At 53.6% G+C, this 18,826-nt stretch carries 16 protein-coding genes and 1 tRNA gene; 4 read left to right on the top strand and 13 right to left on the bottom strand.

Annotated features, from left to right (window positions below; all coding sequences use genetic code 11):
* Positions 1-41: 41 nt before the first annotated feature.
* Both ABNP31_RS09775 and ABNP31_RS09770 read right to left on the bottom strand, forming a co-directional pair.
* Positions 42-3,377 (bottom strand): DEAD/DEAH box helicase, encoded by a 3,336-nt coding sequence (locus ABNP31_RS09775; RefSeq protein ID WP_350013243.1) that lies wholly within the window; start codon positions 3,375-3,377, stop codon positions 42-44.
* Positions 3,378-3,815: 438 nt separating this feature from the next.
* The gene (locus ABNP31_RS09770; protein ID WP_350013242.1) at positions 3,816-4,487 is read right to left on the bottom strand and encodes an HD domain-containing protein; all 672 of its coding nucleotides are present in this window, start codon (positions 4,485-4,487) and stop codon (positions 3,816-3,818) included.
* Positions 4,488-5,027: 540 nt separating this feature from the next.
* Between ABNP31_RS09770 and ABNP31_RS09765 the strand changes: the two genes are divergently transcribed.
* Positions 5,028-5,270 (top strand): hypothetical protein, encoded by a 243-nt coding sequence (locus tag ABNP31_RS09765; RefSeq protein WP_025338548.1) that lies wholly within the window; start codon positions 5,028-5,030, stop codon positions 5,268-5,270.
* Positions 5,271-5,435: 165 nt separating this feature from the next.
* On the top strand, positions 5,436-5,705 hold the full coding sequence (locus ABNP31_RS09760; RefSeq protein ID WP_061302515.1) for a DUF3077 domain-containing protein: 270 nt from the start codon (positions 5,436-5,438) through the stop codon (positions 5,703-5,705).
* A 186-nt stretch (positions 5,706-5,891) separates the two neighbouring features.
* Here ABNP31_RS09760 and ABNP31_RS09755 read toward each other — a convergent pair whose 3' ends face one another.
* Together ABNP31_RS09755 and ABNP31_RS09750 are read right to left on the bottom strand one after the other, a co-directional pair.
* On the bottom strand, positions 5,892-6,347 hold the full coding sequence (locus ABNP31_RS09755) for a hypothetical protein (protein ID WP_137108999.1): 456 nt from the start codon (positions 6,345-6,347) through the stop codon (positions 5,892-5,894).
* 293 nt (positions 6,348-6,640) lie between these two features.
* Entirely contained in the window at positions 6,641-7,783 is a 1,143-nt protein-coding gene (locus tag ABNP31_RS09750) for a DUF3883 domain-containing protein (protein ID WP_167506593.1), read from the bottom strand.
* Positions 7,784-8,043: 260 nt separating this feature from the next.
* Between ABNP31_RS09750 and ABNP31_RS09745 the strand changes: the two genes are divergently transcribed.
* The gene (locus ABNP31_RS09745) at positions 8,044-8,424 is read left to right on the top strand and encodes a nucleotide pyrophosphohydrolase (RefSeq protein WP_100414114.1); all 381 of its coding nucleotides are present in this window, start codon (positions 8,044-8,046) and stop codon (positions 8,422-8,424) included.
* A 29-nt stretch (positions 8,425-8,453) separates the two neighbouring features.
* Positions 8,454-10,373 (top strand): DUF2075 domain-containing protein, encoded by a 1,920-nt coding sequence (locus tag ABNP31_RS09740; RefSeq protein ID WP_350013241.1) that lies wholly within the window; start codon positions 8,454-8,456, stop codon positions 10,371-10,373.
* A gap of 226 nt (positions 10,374-10,599) precedes the next feature.
* Here the strand turns inward: ABNP31_RS09740 and ABNP31_RS09735 are convergent, their stop codons facing one another.
* The 9 genes from ABNP31_RS09735 to rpmI form a co-directional block, all read right to left on the bottom strand.
* Positions 10,600-12,891 (bottom strand): DEAD/DEAH box helicase, encoded by a 2,292-nt coding sequence (locus ABNP31_RS09735; RefSeq protein WP_350013240.1) that lies wholly within the window; start codon positions 12,889-12,891, stop codon positions 10,600-10,602.
* Positions 12,875-13,612 carry a hypothetical protein gene (locus ABNP31_RS09730; protein ID WP_350013239.1) on the bottom strand — a complete coding sequence of 246 codons (738 nt, stop codon included), beginning with the start codon at positions 13,610-13,612 and terminating at the stop codon, positions 12,875-12,877. Before ABNP31_RS09730 ends, ABNP31_RS09735 begins: the two co-directional genes overlap by 17 nt.
* A 211-nt stretch (positions 13,613-13,823) precedes the next feature.
* A tRNA-Pro gene (locus ABNP31_RS09725) sits at positions 13,824-13,900 on the bottom strand.
* Positions 13,901-14,012: 112 nt separating this feature from the next.
* Positions 14,013-14,369 (bottom strand): MerR family transcriptional regulator, encoded by a 357-nt coding sequence (locus tag ABNP31_RS09720; RefSeq protein WP_003250681.1) that lies wholly within the window; start codon positions 14,367-14,369, stop codon positions 14,013-14,015.
* The gene (ihfA, locus tag ABNP31_RS09715; RefSeq protein ID WP_003250679.1) at positions 14,350-14,652 is read right to left on the bottom strand and encodes an integration host factor subunit alpha; all 303 of its coding nucleotides are present in this window, start codon (positions 14,650-14,652) and stop codon (positions 14,350-14,352) included. The genes ABNP31_RS09720 and ihfA overlap by 20 nt, the downstream gene beginning before the upstream one ends.
* Positions 14,653-14,656: 4 nt before the next feature.
* A complete protein-coding gene (gene pheT / locus ABNP31_RS09710) occupies positions 14,657-17,038 on the bottom strand; it encodes a phenylalanine--tRNA ligase subunit beta (RefSeq protein WP_350013238.1) in 2,382 nt (793 codons plus the stop codon).
* A gap of 31 nt (positions 17,039-17,069) precedes the next feature.
* The gene (gene pheS / locus ABNP31_RS09705; RefSeq protein ID WP_013972006.1) at positions 17,070-18,086 is read right to left on the bottom strand and encodes a phenylalanine--tRNA ligase subunit alpha; all 1,017 of its coding nucleotides are present in this window, start codon (positions 18,084-18,086) and stop codon (positions 17,070-17,072) included.
* A gap of 109 nt (positions 18,087-18,195) precedes the next feature.
* Entirely contained in the window at positions 18,196-18,552 is a 357-nt protein-coding gene (rplT, locus tag ABNP31_RS09700; protein ID WP_003250671.1) for a 50S ribosomal protein L20, read from the bottom strand.
* 27 nt (positions 18,553-18,579) lie between these two features.
* On the bottom strand, positions 18,580-18,774 hold the full coding sequence (gene rpmI / locus ABNP31_RS09695; RefSeq protein WP_003250667.1) for a 50S ribosomal protein L35: 195 nt from the start codon (positions 18,772-18,774) through the stop codon (positions 18,580-18,582).
* Positions 18,775-18,826: the final 52 nt, after the last annotated feature.

Here is an 18,826-nt window from a genome sequence, read left to right as displayed (position 1 = left end):
TGTCGTCCGTTACCTTTGAAGTCACAGTCGCACGTGGTCGATCAAGCACTGCCAATTACCCGCAATCTCATCGCGCGGGTTTCTAAAAGATACGTTTCAACACCAGCCAGCAGATGCAAGCCCTCTTCGTTAACTGCCGCTCGCGATAACCCTGGCTGCACGATGCGAACATCAAACTCATAGCGATAGTCTTGCCAGCTCGCCTTCAGTTTCTTGAGCGATGCAGCGGTTCCCAGCTCGAAGCGAGAGCTCTGTCCCTTGTCGAGGCGACGTTTCTCTCGTTGCAGCATGTGAGTGAACATGCGATTAGGTCGATCACGCCATCGAGCAGATTTCTGCGCTTGTCCACAGACCTCGTAGAGATCTCCGAGGCGGGCTCCTGGTGTATCGGCACTCGAGTACTTGCAATGGTAGAGGGTGACCTGTACCAGACTGTCAGTGACACGCACCGTAACCACGTCAGCGACTTCCCCTTTCCCATCATCATCGAAAACCAGGTCATATACGTTACCATCGGAGAGCAAGTATTCGATGACCCTACGCTGGACGGAATCGGAACGTTTCTCGATACCTTGAGATTCAGCCCGTATGTTGGTTGTGGACCAATCCCAGTCAACAATCTTGTCGGTTGGGTACGGCTCAACAGAGACGCCTTCAGGTAGCGCGTAAAGATGGCTGTAGATCAGAAGCGATCCGTCGCCAAAATCGATCTGTGGCGCTTCCTCTCCGAAAGACTCAGATAACGTTTTTACAACACCGCCAATCTTGATCGTGGCCTCCGCCCCCACCCGCTGTGGATAGCTGGCCCCCCCATCGTTGAACTCAATTTCAAACTCGGCAACATGGGCATCACTGGTTACGGCGAATCGCAGCGGGCCAGTCCTCTCATGACTTAGAAGCTCGATATCACATTCTGAGAACGGGACAACTTGGCCATCAAAGCTGATTTCTATACGGTCCTCAATCTGCGTCACAAGCGACTCAGGCCAGTGAATAGCAACGGGCGGAACAGCAGGCCTCTCGCTGATTAAACGAGGTCGCATCGCACTCTTGAACACTTCATCAGTCGTGATTCCGGTATCGTTCACCAAACGACCAATTCCCTGACACCAATCCACCCAATCGGTAAGGTCTCGGACCGGAGTAATCGACCAGAACTTACCTTTCACCGAGCAACCACGAATGGTCGGCATACCCTCCAAGAAACCCGTAGCGAAGACATTATTCTTGATTCTGGACTGCTTAGTGCTGTCGAGGCCGTCTGCGACATCAACCCCCATGTACATCGAGTAGCGCACTCCGCGCCCCTGATGGTGAGTGAGTCCCAGGTTGCGCAAAATCAGCCGTTTGAAGCCATGAAGACTTCGAAACACTTCCTCACCCTCGATTCGGCGCGCGACATCGCCACAGATAGCCTTGGCAAGCTTGTCATGGGGACCTTTCAACGAACTGCTAATGAACAGGAGTCCAGCCTCCTCATCCCAATGCATCATGTGGAGATCCCAGATGACATTGGTAGCTTGCTGAGCTGTAGTCCACCCAGCCTGCTCTTCATTACGGGTAACGAATATAGCTACTCGACGCTGCTGATTGAGCTTCATGCCGCGGAACACGTCAGGTGAATAGAGATCCTCTACTCGCAGCGGATCCCAGGCTTCGCAGGTCGTTCTATAGACGACAGCATTCATCTTGGGCTCCAAGGTCTGCAAAGGAATGTCACGGAGATCCCCCGTGAAACCCCTAAACATTTCGGCACGCCGCACCTGCCGTTCGATCCGTGCAGAACTCAGCGCCTCAACCAACGTATTCCAGTCAGCATCCTCCGCATAGAGCTTCGCCAACGAGCGGTCGACGTCATCCACGCCCGTGTTGGCGATTACTGTTGCATCGCCGAGCCTAGGGTCTGGTCGCGTGAACCGCCCCACGAACTGAATAGTGACCGCAATGCTTTTATGCGGGTCATGCAAGGCGGCAATCTTGAGCTCCGGCAAGTCGAAACCCTCGCCCAGCATGTCAACACACACAATAATCCGGCTGTCGAAACTACGCAGCGCCGCAAGGCTTGCACGCCTTTCCCGTGCGGACTGGTTACTGTGTACAAGGACAGGGTTGTGTTGTGGGAACCGCCGGCTATAGATCTGATGAAGCTCCTTAGCGCGTTCAATTGTGGAACACCGTGCCATAGCCAGATGGTTTAGACCAAGGTTGAGATCACGTTGCAGCATCTCACCAAGCTTTTCAGCAATCGCTTTATCTGCTTCGGATTGATCCAGACCAAAAACCGCCTCGAAGCGGATCGGCTTGAAGTAGCCCTCTACCTGCGCTTTCTTGAGCGGGTAGGTATAGATGAACTCGCCATCGACTCGTCGTCCATCCTCTCGAAACGGAGTGGCAGTAAACTGGAAAATTGGTAACGGCAGTTCACGGTCGACGAAGAGGCTGCGGAATCTCGCCCAGGTCGGAGCTCCAATGTGGTGAGCCTCGTCTATGAAGAGCGCAGATGCGTGATCAGCCATACACTCCTGAATCTCAGCTTCGGCACGACCAGCAATCTGCATGGTAGCTACCACCACATTCGCGCTGCCAAAGATCAGTTCCACTTCACCCACCGAGGTGGGAATGTGGGAAAGACGCATTACTACCGGGTACTCAGCTCTTGAGCTGAGGCACTCTTGCCGCCTGAGCACACCAAAGGTTTCAAACTTTCCAGCGACTTGCTCACGTAACGCGTCATTGGGCACCACAACCAACAATCGCTCAAAACGCTGGTGAACATTTAGCGCTAGCATAGTTTCCGTCTTGCCAGTACCTGTTGGCATGACAATCGTCGCAGGCGAACCTGATCGCGTGAGGTGGGCGAGCGAGGCATGCAGCGCTCCAATTTGGGGACGACGTAACCCTGGCGTAGCAGCCTGGCCATCCTTAGCTGCACGGCTTTCGCGGAGTTGAAAGGCGTCGTCCCATGAATCCGTAATTGCTTTAAGTGTTGCTTTCCGAGTCGGTGTATCGAGCGTACCCAGATCGATCAACGCGTTGGCAAACCAACGGCCTTCACCCCGTTCGAGCGCCGAAACGATTTCTGTGGGCTCCGAAGCTCCCGGCACCAACAAGACCAAGTCCGCATTGAGTTGGGCTGCTGTCTTAGCGCTGATAATTTTCAGGATCTCGCCAGAGGATAACGTTGCCTCATAGCCGGCAATCTGACGAAATGAAAATGGCCGCAACCTGCAAAGCTCTCGTTTCTTTGGACTTGCAAGCTGTCGAACTGGGTTATTGAGCACCTTGCAATTGATTGCTAAGCGCTCGGGTAGCAACAGCCATACTTCCTCATGAAAGAGATCTTCCTGAGTGGGGGTAAGGGGGGCATGCACTGTCATTAATAGTCTCCGTACTCAACCCAAATGGCCCAACTCTGCTGTCATTACAGCGTAGGCAGCGACACCAACAAAGCCTTGGAACAACAATCTCCCAACCCAAGCAGAAAAATCGCAGTAGAACATGGCATGCCCGAGGTAGCATTTCTGGTTGCTGAATAAACCCATTTACCAGAGCTTAGACAGCTCTACCTCTATTCCTTGAATCGCCCCTGCTTTTCCGACTCATACATAAGGATCGCCCGCTTGGGATGAACCATGGGCATCAGCCAAGGCATGGAATGTCATGATGGCACATCGACAGCCGCTCAACCTCAAGCAAAATGTTTCATTCAGTTGAAGGTACAGATCGCCGATTGATCCAGCCCGCCACGCCCCTTTAACCCAGATCAAGTTATGAGCAGTCCTTTACTGCAACGAGGATTGCCCAGAAGCCATGATTCAGAAAGGCTTGTCGGGCCCGATCGCCCCGATCTCATCCATAAAATCTGCAAGATAAGCTTCAAGCCGAGCATGGCGTTCAGCAGCCAGTCGAGCCCCTTCAGCAGTTTTAAACCCTGACGCAAGCTTGAGCAGCTTGGTATGAAAGTGCTCGACCGCATACGCCTTGTCCTGATACTCCCTCCCCCACGCCGCGGGGTTCTCGAAATCGTACAGCGCCGACCCCATTCGCCCGGAAACGTAAAAACACCGGGCGATACCCACTGCACCTATGGCGTCCAGGCGATCGCTGTCCTGAAGAATCCTGGCCTCAAGGGTGAGTGGTTCGAAGCCAGCCGAGTAGCTGTGGGTTTTGACTGCATGCGCCACCTGCTCGATGCGCTGCAAGGGCCAGCCCATATCAGCCAGGATTGACGCCGCTCTTTGTGCGGACAGCGTTGACGCCTGCCCACGCAAGGGCGAGTTCTTTTCTACTGCGACACAATCATGCAGCACAGTCGCTGCAAGCAGCACTTCCAGGTCGCCGCCTTCTACGCGCTGTATCCGTTGCGCGTTGACCCATACGCGATGGATGTGGGACAGGTCGTGGGAGCCATCTGGCTGGTCAGCCGGTAGGTACTTCAACAGGTCAGTGGCGAGGCGCTGGAAAGGGGCAAAAGCTTCGATATTCATCTTCGGTGCATTCCATGGGCTGTTACTTGGCGTCCGTTGTCAGGGGCTGGCCCGTGACCTGCCTTGGTCCAGATGCCAGCGGGTCAGTTTCAAGGCTTGAGTGGTGAAAGTCCATGCTGGGCCGTTTGTTGACATCGCGACATAACTGGATACAGGGATTCGTGAGTGGAAAGCTTTTTGAGAGCCACAAACCGTTAACAGAGCAGCCGGCGTTGCATGCTGTGAGGGTGAATGGGCAAAAAAAGTCAGAATTAGCCCCTTCCTTGTAGGCCATTTCCCAAAGATACTCCCTGCGCCTGTTTTTCGTTGCACATGACCAACGTGGATTTTAGTCTCGGCTCGTCGCTGCCAATTCAGCGACCGGTTTTGACGGACCGATGACGCTGTCCTCATGTGCACACTTTTATGGTGGCTGTACGTGCGGGCACCCTGTGGTGCGCCGAGTGCCAACGTCTCGGTCCGTCAACCCGCGTACAGCTACCACCCCATTGCTTGACGGCATGGCCGTGGTAGTTCCTCCTTCTACGTTGGAGCTTCACCATGCTCAAGATCGTTCCAGATCCTCCCCACAAGACTCTCTGCCTTGAAGACACCCTGATCCAAGCCACGGACTACGCGCTATGCGCGGCGACCGTCGTGCATCAGGCAATGCTGCTGCAGCCCAAATCGCCTGCGTCGATTTTGATGATGACCTCGATGCATGAACTGGAGACGCTGCGAGCTTTGCTTGAGTCCGCACTGATCCAGGTGCAAATGCCCACTGAGCCTAGGACTTTGCACTAAGGCTTCATTTATGTGTCGCCTGGGCTGCCCCTATCGCCAGCAAGCAAGGCTCCCACATGGATCTAAACTGCGCCACAGATCTCGAGGCCTGTGCAGTATTTGTGGGAGCTGGCTTGCCGGCGATGAGGCCAGACCAGGTACTAGAGATTTCGGGGAGATAGAACAATGACCACAGAAGAAACCAAATTCACCGTCGGCAAAACCACCTTCTACCAAGGGGAAAACCAGACCCATCCGCTGTTCCGCATCGAAGCTGGCATCCCCTGCCAGAGCGCCCGCGAACAAGCCTCGGAGCTTATGGGCTACGCACGGGATATGACCCTGGACGGCTTGATGGAAGACAAACCCCAGCTGATCTGGGCTTCGCATTACCTCTGCGCATTGGCTAAGGCGCTGATGGATGATGCCGAGCTGGGCATGATGAAAAATCATTGAAGCACGCGCGGTTATAGGCCTAAAAAGCCCTCTGGTAGCAGGCTTGTATTGCGAAAGGGCCGCAAAGCGGCCCCCAGCACCTAATACCCCAGCGTAACTCCGTAAATAGTCACTACAGCAGACATCAGGTTTTTAGAGGCGCTCGAAACGCACCCACCACCAAAAATCAAATACGCATTGACATTGCTAGTATTTTCCGGAGTAGCTACAAACTAGCTGCGCTATGATCGGCCCTTGTACAAAGGAGACGACTGCGCTTAGAAGAGCCATCGCTAAGAGCGTATTCGCTACAGCCCGCATCCATCCGAAATCATGCAACTCTTTTGTAACCCGGACCATATGAAGCGTGAAGAAGAGATACCCTACACCTACCACCGCATCTGATACGCGTGTCAGGTGGCTCTTCTGAATGGCCTCCGTGACAGCACTACTGTAATCCAGCGACGCGCAGTTTTGCGCCAAGGCACCGAAGCGCGCGCCGAGCGCAGGGATCTCAAACACCTTCAATATCACGATCCAAATCGAGAGATAGAAAAAGGTGTTTATGCTCACCATCACATGCTGTCGCGTCCTGAACATAGCAGCTCCGATCCCGAAGCATGCGCCATAAATTACTATTAAAATCCAATTGATCGTGGTCATCACTACCGCCATCTCCAGGCTCGGTCTGACTCCAGCTAACCGCAGTGACGGCAGACCCAGTAGACCAAGTAGTGCAGCGGCAAATAGCCCAAAAAGCCAAGCACGAGGGCAGATGTCAGCCCTGGTTTTCATTCGACACATAAATGTTTTGTTCGAACTTAAAAGTGTTCGAACATCTGAGGCAGTGGCGCAAATCAATGGCCACACCCTAAGGAACAACAACTCTGAAATCTTTTCCATAAGCCTGCAATATTCCCCCTTAGAATTCAGAGCCGAGAGTCAGAATGGGGACATTATTGAAAATACTCACGGAAGCTTGCCCTAAAATCCAATGGTTTTAGGTAAAGCTGACTCGATAGATCGCCTTGCAAGATAAAAAGCTTCGGCTCGCCGCCAAGCTGGAAAACTCGATAAAGGTAAAACTGATTCCCTGCTTCTGCAGAGAACTCCAATTCATTATGACTCACAATAAATGGAGATGAGATCCCTCCATTCGTCGCCTTTACCTCGATATAGCGATGGTGAACATCGCTCTCAAACGATAGAATGTCGTAGCCAGCACCATCACCTTGCGTGTCCGAGATCCACTCCAGCTTTTGGAACAACTCAGGATGCCCCATCTCAGTCAGGCGATGCTGCTCATAACCAATCACCCAATCCTCGCCCAATCGTCCAAGTTTTCGATTCGCTTCGTCCCGAGCGGCGTAGTCAAGCTTGCGCGGTAGACGTTGTCGATTACGTGTCGGTGCAACCAGCTTGCGCCGCTCTTCCATAACCGGAGCTTCGACCAGCACTGCCGAGTAAGACCTCTGTGCCGGAGTCTTCACCTCCTCCAACCCATCGACAATCTTGCCCACATCTGCCGAATGTCGACGCACGTAATCTTGAACAGCCTTCCGCAATAATAATTGGCTGTTGCCGCGCGGTTTGTAGCCTTGGATAAAAGGCAGGCCCATGCCTGCGAGTACAGCACTGATGTTCTGGTGCTTAAGCTCTACGGACGCTTTGCTTCGGCCTCTCAACTGCTTGCGCAAGAGTTCGTTGTGCTCGGACTTGTTGAACGCCAAGCCATCAGCTTCTAAACGGAGCATTTCGAAATAGTCAGCGACCGTGGCCTGGACCTCATTTTCCGTCCAATCCTCCCCAATCCGTATAACGTCAAAACCCAAAGCCTGGAGCAGCGGAACCACGGTCATTTCACCGCCAGAGAAATCCTCGGCCCTAAGCACGCCTTGATTAGGAAACTGCTTACCAAAGGCAACACCCACGATCGCCTTCGAGTCGCATGGCTCCCCGGTTCGAGGGTTGCGAACCATGTAGTCTCTGGACTTACCGAAACCATAGCGTTTGAGGAACGCCACCCGACCCAGATGCGAAAACTCATCCATTGCAGCCTGTACGGCGGCGGGGCTTTTCAGGAGGGAAAGCTGGGGCACTGGCTAAGCATCCTTGCGGTGATTTTCGTCGCCACTCTCAGCTTTTTCCTACGCAAAATCAAGCCGCACAAGGCCGCACAACCGGCTAACAACGGCGTGTTTACCTATCACGCGCGCTAGTCCCACGCCGTCAGACGCACCAGAATATTCCTACGCTCTTTCTCATTTCGTCTGTAGGAAGTATGGTGTCCAGCATCTGCAACGAAGGCGAAACGGTGGCTGAAAACAGCACAGTTCGCCCGCCGCCACAGGACGCGCTCGTGACAACCCCCACCACTTCAACCCAACTTGTCGATATCACCCGCCTGGCCCAGGCCCTTGAGCAGTTCGCCAGCGACCGCAACTGGGCCCAGTTCCATTCACCCAAGAACCTAGTCATGGCTCTGAGTGGTGAAGTCGGTGAGTTAACTGAGGTCTTCCAATGGCTCAGCGAAGACGCCTCCAAGTCCGCAGCCCGCAACCCGGAAACAGCGCAAGCCGTCGAGGATGAGCTCGCCGACGTGCTGATGTATCTGGTGCGCCTTTCCTCGGTACTGGGCGTGGACCTTGACGCCGCAGCCCAGCGCAAGCTGCGCCTTAACGGCGAAAAGTACCCAGTCGAAAAAGCCCGCAATACAGCGAAGAAGTACGACCAACTCTGATTGCCCAGCTTCAGTAAGGAAGAAGGACCTTGATCGTTTACGAAGCGACCAAATCGCAGTTCCTACACGACAGCGATAACGACGACATCGAAGATGTAATTCTGCAGAGTTTCAAAACTGCGACCGGCAAGCTGGTGGCCGCAGCAGAAATGAATGCCTGGAAGAACTCCCTTGGCGCCATGGCCAAGGTGCTGCGGGCATCTGATTTGGCCGAGGATATGGGCGTAGCGATCGAATTGCACATACCACAGACCTCAAAGCGAGTCGATGTAACCCTGACCGGCTTCAATGCCCAGGGCCAGCGCAGCGTTCTGTTGGTTGAGCTCAAACAGTGGAGTCAAGCGAAGGCCACCAACAAAGATGCGATTGTGCGCACAGCACTTGGCGGCAACGTTCGGGAGACCGTACACCCGTCGTACCAGGCTTGGTCTTACGCCTGCTTGCTAGAGGGCTTCAACGAGGCCGTTCACTCGGGTGGCATTCAGGTTCAAGCCTGCGCCTATTTACACAACTACGTCCCCGACGGCGTGCTCGATGCCAAGCAGTATGAGGACTACACCACCCGCGCCCCGCTGTTCATGAAGGGTAAGGATCAGCTGGGCCACCTGCGCTCGTTCATCAAACAGCACATCGCCAGTGGTGACAATAGAACTGTACTGCATGAGCTGATGGATAGCCCTATCCGCCCATCCAAAGCATTGGCGGATTCGCTGAAGGGCTTACTGAAGGCTCAACCGGAATTCATTCTGATCGACGATCAGAAAGAGATCTTCGAAGCAGCCATAGCTGCCGGTACAGCTGCGTCCGCCGAAAAACCAAGGGTTGTGATCATTCAAGGCGGACCTGGCACAGGCAAGACGGTGGTAGCGCTGAACCTACTAGTTAAGCTCACCGGACAAGGCCTGAACGGCCGGTACGTATCAAAAAATGCCGCACCGCGAAAAGTGTATGAAAGCAAACTGGCTGGCTCTATTACTCGAAGCCGCTTTTCCCATCTGTTCGTGGGCTCAGGGGCATTTGTAGATACCAACGCGAATACCAATGACTTTTTGGTGGTCGATGAGGCCCACCGCCTCAACGAAAAGAGCGGTCTTTACGGAAACCTCGGCGAAAACCAGATCAAAGAACTGATCAACGCCTCGGCCTGCACCATCTTCTTCATCGACGAAGATCAACGCGTCACCCTGAGTGATATCGGCAGCCGAGATGCGATCCGAGCATTCGCTGAGGCTAAAGGAGCACAGGTTGAGGAGTACACCCTCAGCTCCCAGTTCCGTTGCAATGGCTCGGATGGATACCTGGCCTGGCTGGACGACGTCCTGCAAGTGCGCCCGACTGCCAACCGGCACCTGGACAGTAGCCTTTACGAGTTTAAGGTTTTCGATAGCCCCGAAGCACTGCACGCAGCGATCGAAAAGAAGAATGACCATAACAAGGCCCGAGTCGTGGCAGGTTATTGCTGGCCTTGGACCAGCAAGAAACAGCCTTCTGCCTACGACATCGTCATTGGAGAAAACTACCGTCGTAAATGGAACCTCGACCAAGACGGGAGCCTATGGATCATTGCGGAGAAATCCATCGAGCAGGTCGGCTGCATTCATACCTGTCAAGGACTGGAGGTTGACTACATCGGCGTGATCATTGGTCCGGACCTGGTGATACGCAATGGGCAAGTGCAGACTGCCCCCGAGATGAGGGATAAGCATGATCGTTCTATTCGAGGATACAAAAGTCGAATGAAGACGGAACCGGAGGAAACGCGCGAGCTAGTGGACCTTATTATCAAGAACACCTACCGAACCTTGATGACGCGCGGAATGAAGGGTTGCTATATCTACTGCAGCGATGAGCAGACCGCGCAGTACTTCCGCAGCCGTGCACACTTGATTGACCTGAATGCTTCAATAATTGCAAAATCCATCACCACGATGGTCCAGGCACATTGCTAAATATCTCGCTGTTTAAGAAATAGTCGGCACTGTAAAAAACTAAGAAATTCTTCTTCTCCTAGAGAAAAAAGCTACCCAGTGAGGGAGTGAAAGATCATAAGCAAGAGGACTCCGACATGACGACTCCAAAGCCGCCAGTTGAACTTTTCCTTCTAACAAACGCTAAATCTTGAACCGCCATTTAACTACACCTTCATAAACTGGAGAGCAACTACACCCAACTAACTCAAGGCAAATACCAACTCACGAGACTCTTAACATGCGCCGGAGCATCATTTACGCCATCATTAAATATAATTTCTCTTTCATTTATGAACTTTATATAACCTGAGACCTCACCAACAGCCTCAGGCGGGAAGCCATAACGCATTAGCAGCATATGAATCACATTATTAGTCCCATAGCGAAGCAGCTCTATCATTTTATTTGCTCGATCATCAGCAGTTCTCGATACGTATATTTTAAAAGCTGCCGAAAAAACATCCACAAGTGAAAATGAAATAACTTGATCCATATAGTCGTATGTATCGAAAACTACAGCGTCATAACTAACATCCTTTGCCAAAACCCCCTTCACAAGCGGGTATGGCTTTTTTAAACTTGCATCTGGCAATTTGGCTGCGGCTTGAGCAAATTCGGCTACGCCAACACGCCGTTCATTCCGCTTCGATATATCACTATATCTAATGCCGGCGATCTCTCGAAAGCTCCAGCCTCCTGTAGCCAACAAAAATATAACAATTGCCGTTCTAAAGACTGCCACCTCACCATCCAGAAGCTTCCGGTTTATTGAGGCCTCAAAAATAAGCTTAAGGCTTTCACGAACCTTGATTCTTAACGGTTGCAGTGCCTCACCTGAGATGTCTTGCTTTTCACCCGAACCTGAGTACATGATATCTAGTACCGTTTGGCATGCTGCCAACACGGCCGGAGCGCTCAGTCTATCAATTTTTTTCTCTGGCAAGTTAAAGTCTTCATTAAATGTATTGCTCCGAAAAGCATCCATTACCTCTTGTGTATCTTCATTCGCGTCAAAACCGTCCGAATCAATAATCGAAACTTCACTCAATCTATAAGAGTCATTAAGACGCTGAGCATATAATTTTGCATTCTCGGTAAATACATACCCATAATCAAATTTTTGTTCATCTGTAAGGCGACCTGCCCTACCAATCAGATTTTTAAATGCCAACGATCTGTCTTCGCTACTCTCCCCGCTGATTCTCATTGTCTGCAACCAGACAATATCGAACGGCATATTTACACCTTGGGCTAGAGTGCTAGTTGCAAAGCAGAGCTTCGCATATCGTCCGCGAATAAAGTCCTCAATAAGAAACCTAACCTCAAGTGGAACGGACCCGTGGTGGATTACTACACCTTTGCGCAAAAGTGCAACTAGCTTTGAGTTATGCCCACTTATATCAGCACCGAGCATATGCTCTACCGCACTGATAATATTCAGTGCCCGCTGCTCCGAAATGTTTTCCAAACTTGAAATATAGGCATCAAAACCTTCGGTAAACCTTCCGCTATAAATTGAAGATTTTGATACATACACCAATATTGAATGATTTCCGCTAAATGCAAAACCCTCAAAGCCCCCCTCAAACTCCGCACACTTCGTCAATATGTGGCCTTTTTCCTCAAATGGCGAAAAATAGTAATCACCTCCATTACCGTGACGAAACACGCTTATCTTTCCAACTGAGCCATGGGTGTAGGGCCTAGCATATGCAGCTGAAGATGGTAAGTTATGTTTCGTAAATTGTGCTTCGGGATTATCTACAAATGGGTGAGCAAAAATAAGCTTTGCACTTGGAAATATTTTATTAACACGCCTAACCAAGACATCGAAAATCACTCCCCGACTTGCATCTTCGGAAACCTGCGCCTCATCGAAAAAGAAAACAGCCACATCTAGCTTTGGACCAATTACAAATAGCTCTCGTGCTCTCTCCGGAGTTAGGATAAAAATCCTCCTCAGATTGCGGCTAGTGAAAACAGTATCTACGAAAGTAGATATCATAACTGTCTTATCGCCAGCAAACCTGTCACGAATGCTAGCAACGTACTCTGCAATTAGAGCTCTAGAAGGAACTACAATAACTGCGTCACCTTTCTGCTCTGCTATGAAATCCCTTATCGAATAGGACTTACCAGCACTAGTTGGGGCAGAGATTGACACATACTGATTATCATTTATAGCTCGGCGGACGCTAGCCTGGACAGGGGTAAGAAGAGCGCCATACTCGAGCTTATGCTGAATACCTACAGAAGCCATCAAGAACGAATAGAGGCTCGTAGGTTCTTTAACCTTGTAGAATAAACCTATCGCGATAATTATCCGCTCCTCTAACTCCTTGAAGCTCTCAGAATGAAAAACCTTATATAGAGCCAACGACTCTAAAATATCAGAACTAGCCGGCCCTTCCAGATGAAGTATTTTTAGCAATCCGGATATGTCAGAATACGGATCAACAGATGCTTTAATATGATTTATTTTATGCAGCACTTTCACTGACCCCCACCAAGTAAAAGCCAGCCACATTATTAGCCCCGACAAAATCCACCGCAGTTTTTAGCGCATTTGTAAAGATCGTTAATGGATTTTCCGAGTTGATAGAAAACGCGGCAACAACACCAAATTTTTCGTCATCAAGGTTTGCAATAGACGTAGGTTTAACTAGCTTCTCTAAGTGCCCCCGATCACGAAAATGTTTGTCAACCGATAAAAAGTCGCCAATTTGGGAGATCGCATTGCCATGTGGATTGCTATGAGCTGAAAACTTCGCCTCACCAAAATTTATAAATTCTTCTGTGCAAACCGTGTGAAAATCGAAACCTTCATTTTGCTTAACTTGCGGCTTCCATAACTCGGCTATTGGCAGTCTTGCATGCGAAAAAATTCTTTCTAAAGCTCTTGCTGAACCGATGGAAACCATTAGTTCACCAAACTCCGCACCGATCACCCCGCCAGCTGATGCCCGGTTAAAAATATCAACTAAGACTCCTGCTGTTTCTTTAACTGTATAGTCGTATTGCCGGCGACTACCTTTATCTAGCTTAGTCATCCATGAGTCGTCTAAAACAGAGTGAGTCAACCTTTTGGAAAACTCTGAAAGATCACGAACATTGACAAAACATATTTTTATTTCCGTAACACCAAGTGCCCCAGCTACTTCATGATAAGAGCATCCCCATTCTGCATCAGATATTCCTGGGTCCATTGACAAAACCATAACCTCTCCATGAAGAGCTTACATCATCAATTTCTGGTCAGGGTAGTTTCCGTAGGTCCGCCATGACCATTCAATTCAATACTCTTAATGAACATAGCACAAAGCCATTACAATGTGGATTCCTATTGAAGATAGATGATTCTCCAATATCAGATGAGAAATGCAAAAAAAAAGCCCAGTCGTTACCGACTGGGCTTTTTCGTTTCAATAATGGTCGGGACGGAGTGATTCGAACACTCGACCCCTTGCACCCCATGCAAGTGCGCTACCGGGCTGCGCTACGCCCCGACTGGGCTTTGAAGCATGTTCTCAATGCTACCGAGAACGATGAAGAATGTACCCTAACCTCCTGATAAATGAAAGCTTTTTCTCAAAAAATTTCACTCATCAAAAACCCAGGTCACTTCTTCAACACCACCAACACATCCTCCAACTCGACAATCATCTGCCGAATCAGCTGCTTGTACTGGCTCGACTCATCCTTGGCCTCATCACTGGATAGCCTCAACCGAGCCCCGCCAATAGTGAACCCCTGGTCATAAAGCAGCGCACGAATCTGGCGAATCATCAGCACATCCTGCCGCTGATAATACCGCCGGTTCCCCCGCCGCTTCACGGGATTGAGCTGATCGAACTCCTGCTCCCAATACCGCAGCACGTGCGGTTTTACCGCACAAAGCTCACTCACCTCACCAATGGTGAAGTACCTTTTGCCCGGTATGGGGGGCAGTTCGTCGTTATGGCTTGGTTCCAGCATAGGCCTCAACCCGGGCCTTCAACTTCTGCCCTGGACGAAAGGTGACGACGCGCCGTGCAGTGATCGGGATTTCTTCCCCTGTCTTGGGGTTGCGGCCCGGCCGCTGGCGTTTGTCGCGAAGGTCGAAGTTGCCGAAACCGGACAGCTTGACCTGCTCGTTCTCTTCAAGTGCGTGCCGAATTTCTTCAAAAAACAGCTCGACCAGCTCCTTGGCCTCACGCTTGTTAAGCCCCAGCTCCTCGTACAGCCTTTCGGCCATCTCAGCTTTCGTCAGAGCACCCATGCCGTTATTTCCTTAACGTGGTGTTCAACCTTTGTTCGAGCGAGGTGAGGATGTTTTGCAGTGCGGCGTTCACCTCATCGTCGTTAAGAGTGCGCGATGGATGCTGCCAGGTCAAGCCGACGGCAAGGCTTTTTCTATCAGGATCAATGCCTTTACCTTGGTAGACATCAAACAGCCTGAGGTCTGTGAGCCATTCGCCTGCATTGTCACGAATTACTTCAAGCACCGAGCTAGAAGCTACATCACGTCCTGCGATCAAAGCCAGGTCGCGGCGGGTTTCCGGGAACTTGGACAGCTCGCTGAATTTCGGCAGGCGGCCTTCGACCACGTCGCCCAGCACCAGCTCGAACAGGAACACCGGGCGGTCCAGGTCCAGGGCTTTTGCCAGCTCTGGATGGATGGCGCCGAGGTAGCCGACCAGCTTGCCGTCACGCTCGATGGCGGCGGTCTGGCCTGGGTGCAGGGCTGGGTGCTTGCCGGCGCTGAAGGTGAAGTCGCTCAGGGCGCCGGAGTAGCCCAGCAGGGCTTCCACGTCGGCCTTCACGTCGAAGAAGTCGACGCCGTCGCGGCCGTTGGCCCAGCCTTCTGGCAGGCGGCTGCCGGTGACAACGCCGGCGATCATCGGCTGCTGCTTCAGGTCGCCGAGCTGGCCGACGAAGCGCAGGCCGCTTTCGAACAGGCGCACGCGGTCTTGCTGGCGGTTCAGGTTGTGCTGCAGTGCCTTGACCAGGCCCGGCCACAGGGACGCGCGCATGGCGGCCATGTCGCTGGAGATGGGGTTGGCCAGCAGCAGCGGCTCTACGCCCGGGCTGAACAGTTCGAACAGTTTCGGGTCGATGAAGCTGTAGGTGATGGCTTCCTGGTAGCCGCGGGCAACCAGCAGGCGGCGCAGGGTCGGCAGGTCACCGCGGGTTTCCGGCTTGCCCTGAGGGGCCAGGCGGGCTTGCGGGTAGCGAACCGGCAGGTTGTTGTAGCCGTACAGGCGGGCCAGCTCTTCGATCAGGTCCACTTCCAGGCTGATGTCGAAGCGGTGGCTTGGGACGTTGACGGTCCACTGCCCTTCTTCAGTTTTGGTAGTGGTCAGCTCAAGGGCGTTCAGCAGCTGCTCGACCTGGGCTGGGTCCATTTCCATGCCGAGCATCTGGGTGATGCGTTCGGCGCGCAGGGTGACCGGGGCCACTTGCGGCAGGTGCTGTTCGCTGACGGCTTCGACGACCGGGCCGGCTTCGCCGCCGACGATGTCCAGCAGCAGCTGGGTGGCGCGCTCGATGGCTTCGCGGGCCAGCTGCGAGTCCACGCCGCGCTCGTAGCGGTGCGAGGCGTCGGTGTGCAGGCCGTAGGAACGGGCTTTACCGGCGACGGAGATTGGCTCGAAGAAGGCGCTTTCCAGGAACAGGTCGCGGGTTTTTTCGGTGTTCACACCGCTGTGCTCGCCACCCATGACGCCGGCAATGGCCAGGGCGCGGGTGTGGTCGGCGATTACCAGGGTGTCGGCGCGCAGGGCAACTTCCTGGCCATCGAGCAGGACGAGCTTCTCGCCCTCTTCGGCCATGCGTACGCGGATGCCGCCGTTGATTTCTGCCAGGTCGAAGGCGTGCATCGGCTGGCCGAGTTCGAGCATCACGTAGTTGGTGATGTCGACGGCGGCGTCGATGCTGCGCACGTCGCTGCGGCGCAGGCGTTCGACCATCCACAGTGGGGTCGGCTTGCTCAGGTCGACGTTGCGGATGACGCGGCCCAGGTAGCGTGGGCAGGCAGCCGGGGCGCTGACTTCGACCGGGCGCACTTCGTCGTGGGCAGCCGGTACGGCTGGCACTACCGGGCGGGTGACCGGGGTGTCGTACAGGGCGCTGACGTCGCGGGCCAGGCCGGCGATGGACAGGCAGTCGCCGCGGTTGGGGGTGAGGCCGATTTCGATGCTGGCGTCGTCCAGGCTCAGGTACTGGCGAATGTCTTCGCCAACCGGGGCGTCGGCAGCCAGTTCCAGCAGGCCGTCGTTCTCTTCGCTGATTTGCAGCTCGGCAGCCGAGCACAGCATGCCGAAGGACTCGACGCCGCGCAGCTTGGCCTTCTTGATCTTGAAGTCGCCTGGCAGTTCGGCGCCGATCATTGCGAACGGGATCTTGATGCCTGGGCGGGCGTTAGGGGCGCCGCACACGACCTGGAAGGTTTCCTGGCCGTTGCTTACCTGGCACACGCGCAGCTTGTCGGCGTCCGGGTGTTGTTCGGTGGCGAGGATTTCGCCCACGACGATGCCGCTGAACTGGCCGGCAGCGGGGGTAACGCTGTCGACTTCGAGGCCGGCCATGGACAGGCGGGCGACCAGTTCGTCACGGGAGACTTGCGGGTTTACCCAACCGCGCAGCCACTGTTCACTGAATTTCATGCTGTTCTCCTAGAATGTGCGTCGATTGGGCCTAGCGGAATTGGGCAAGGAACCGCAGGTCGTTATCGAAGAACAGACGCAAATCGTTGACGCCGTAGCGCAGCATGGCCAGGCGCTCGGCGCCCATGCCGAAGGCGAAGCCCTGGAACTCTTCAGGGTCGATGCCGGACATGCGCAGCACGTTCGGGTGCACCATGCCGCAGCCCATCACTTCCAGCCAGCCGGTCTGCTTGCACACGCGGCAGCCTTTGCCGGAACACATCACGCACTGGATGTCGACTTCGGCGGACGGCTCGGTGAAGGGGAAGAACGATGGGCGGAAACGTACCGCCAGTTCTTTTTCGAAGAACACGCGCAGGAACTCTTCGATGGTGCCCTTGAGGTCGGCGAAGTTGATATCGCGATCGATCAGCAGGCCTTCGACCTGGTGGAACATCGGCGAGTGGGTGATATCCGAGTCGCAACGGTATACGCGGCCCGGGCAGACAATGCGGATTGGCGGCTGGGTGGACTCCATGGTCCGCACCTGCACCGGCGAGGTGTGGGTGCGCAGCAGCATGTTGGCATTGAAGTAGAAGGTGTCGTGCATCGCCCGGGCCGGGTGGTGGCCGGGGATGTTGAGCGCTTCGAAGTTGTGGTAGTCGTCTTCCACCTCTGGGCCTTCGGCAATGCCGTAGCCGATGTGGGTGAAGAACTGCTCGATGCGCTCGAGTGTACGGGTGATCGGGTGCAGGCCACCAGTGGCCTGGCCGCGGCCTGGCAGGGTGACGTCAATGCATTCGGCAGCCAGGCGAGCGCTGAGCTCGGCTTCTTCGAAGGCGGCCTTGCGGGCATTGAGCACAACGGTGACGCGCTCTTTGGCGTCGTTGATCAGCGCGCCGACTTTCGGCCGCTCTTCGGCTGGCAGGTTGCCCAGGGTCTTCATCACCTGGGTCAGCTCGCCTTTCTTGCCGAGATAATTCACCCGGATCTGTTCCAGGGTATTGATGTCTTCAGCGCGCTCCACGGCCTCTAGGGCTTGGGAGACCAACGCATCCAGGTTTTCCATGTACAGACTCCAGATACGAAAATAGGGGAAGAGCTTTGAAGGCTCTTCCCCTATCGATGACGTTCAATGCCCGACGGCGCTAGCGCCGCCGGGTGATTGTCGCGGGTACTTAAGCCAGAACGGCTTTAGCTTTCTCGACAATCGCAGCAAACGCCGCTTTTTCGTTCACTGCCAGATCGGCCAGAACCTTACGGTCGATTTCGATCGAAGCCTTTTTCAGGCCAGCAATCAGACGGCTGTAGGACAGACCGTTGGTGCGGGCACCGGCGTTGATACGAGCGATCCACAGTGCGCGGAACTGACGCTTCTTCTGACGACGGTCACGGTAGGCATATTGACCTGCCTTGATGACAGCCTGCTTGGCAACGCGGAATACGCGCGAGCGTGCACCGTAGTAGCCTTTAGCCAGTTTCAGAATTTTCTTGTGACGCTTACGAGCGATGACGCCACGCTTAACACGAGCCATGAGTAACTTCCTCTATCTAAACCAGAATTAACGTACGCGCAGCATGCGCTCGACTTTTGCCACGTCAGACGGGTGCAGCAGGCTGGCACCGCGCAGTTGACGCTTACGCTTGGTCGACATTTTGGTCAGGATGTGGCTCTTGAAAGCGTGCTTGTGCTTGAAGCCGGAAGCGGTCTTCAGGAAGCGCTTCGCAGCACCGCTCTTGGTTTTCATTTTTGGCATGTTGGAACTCCGCATTCGATAAAATTACACAATAATCATCAGGCCTGCCGTG

Origin of the sequence: Pseudomonas asiatica, assembly GCF_040214835.1 — a bacterium.
Classification (GTDB): Bacteria; Pseudomonadota; Gammaproteobacteria; order Pseudomonadales; family Pseudomonadaceae; genus Aquipseudomonas; species Aquipseudomonas putida_Z.
This window is presented reverse-complemented; position numbering and strand designations above follow the sequence as displayed.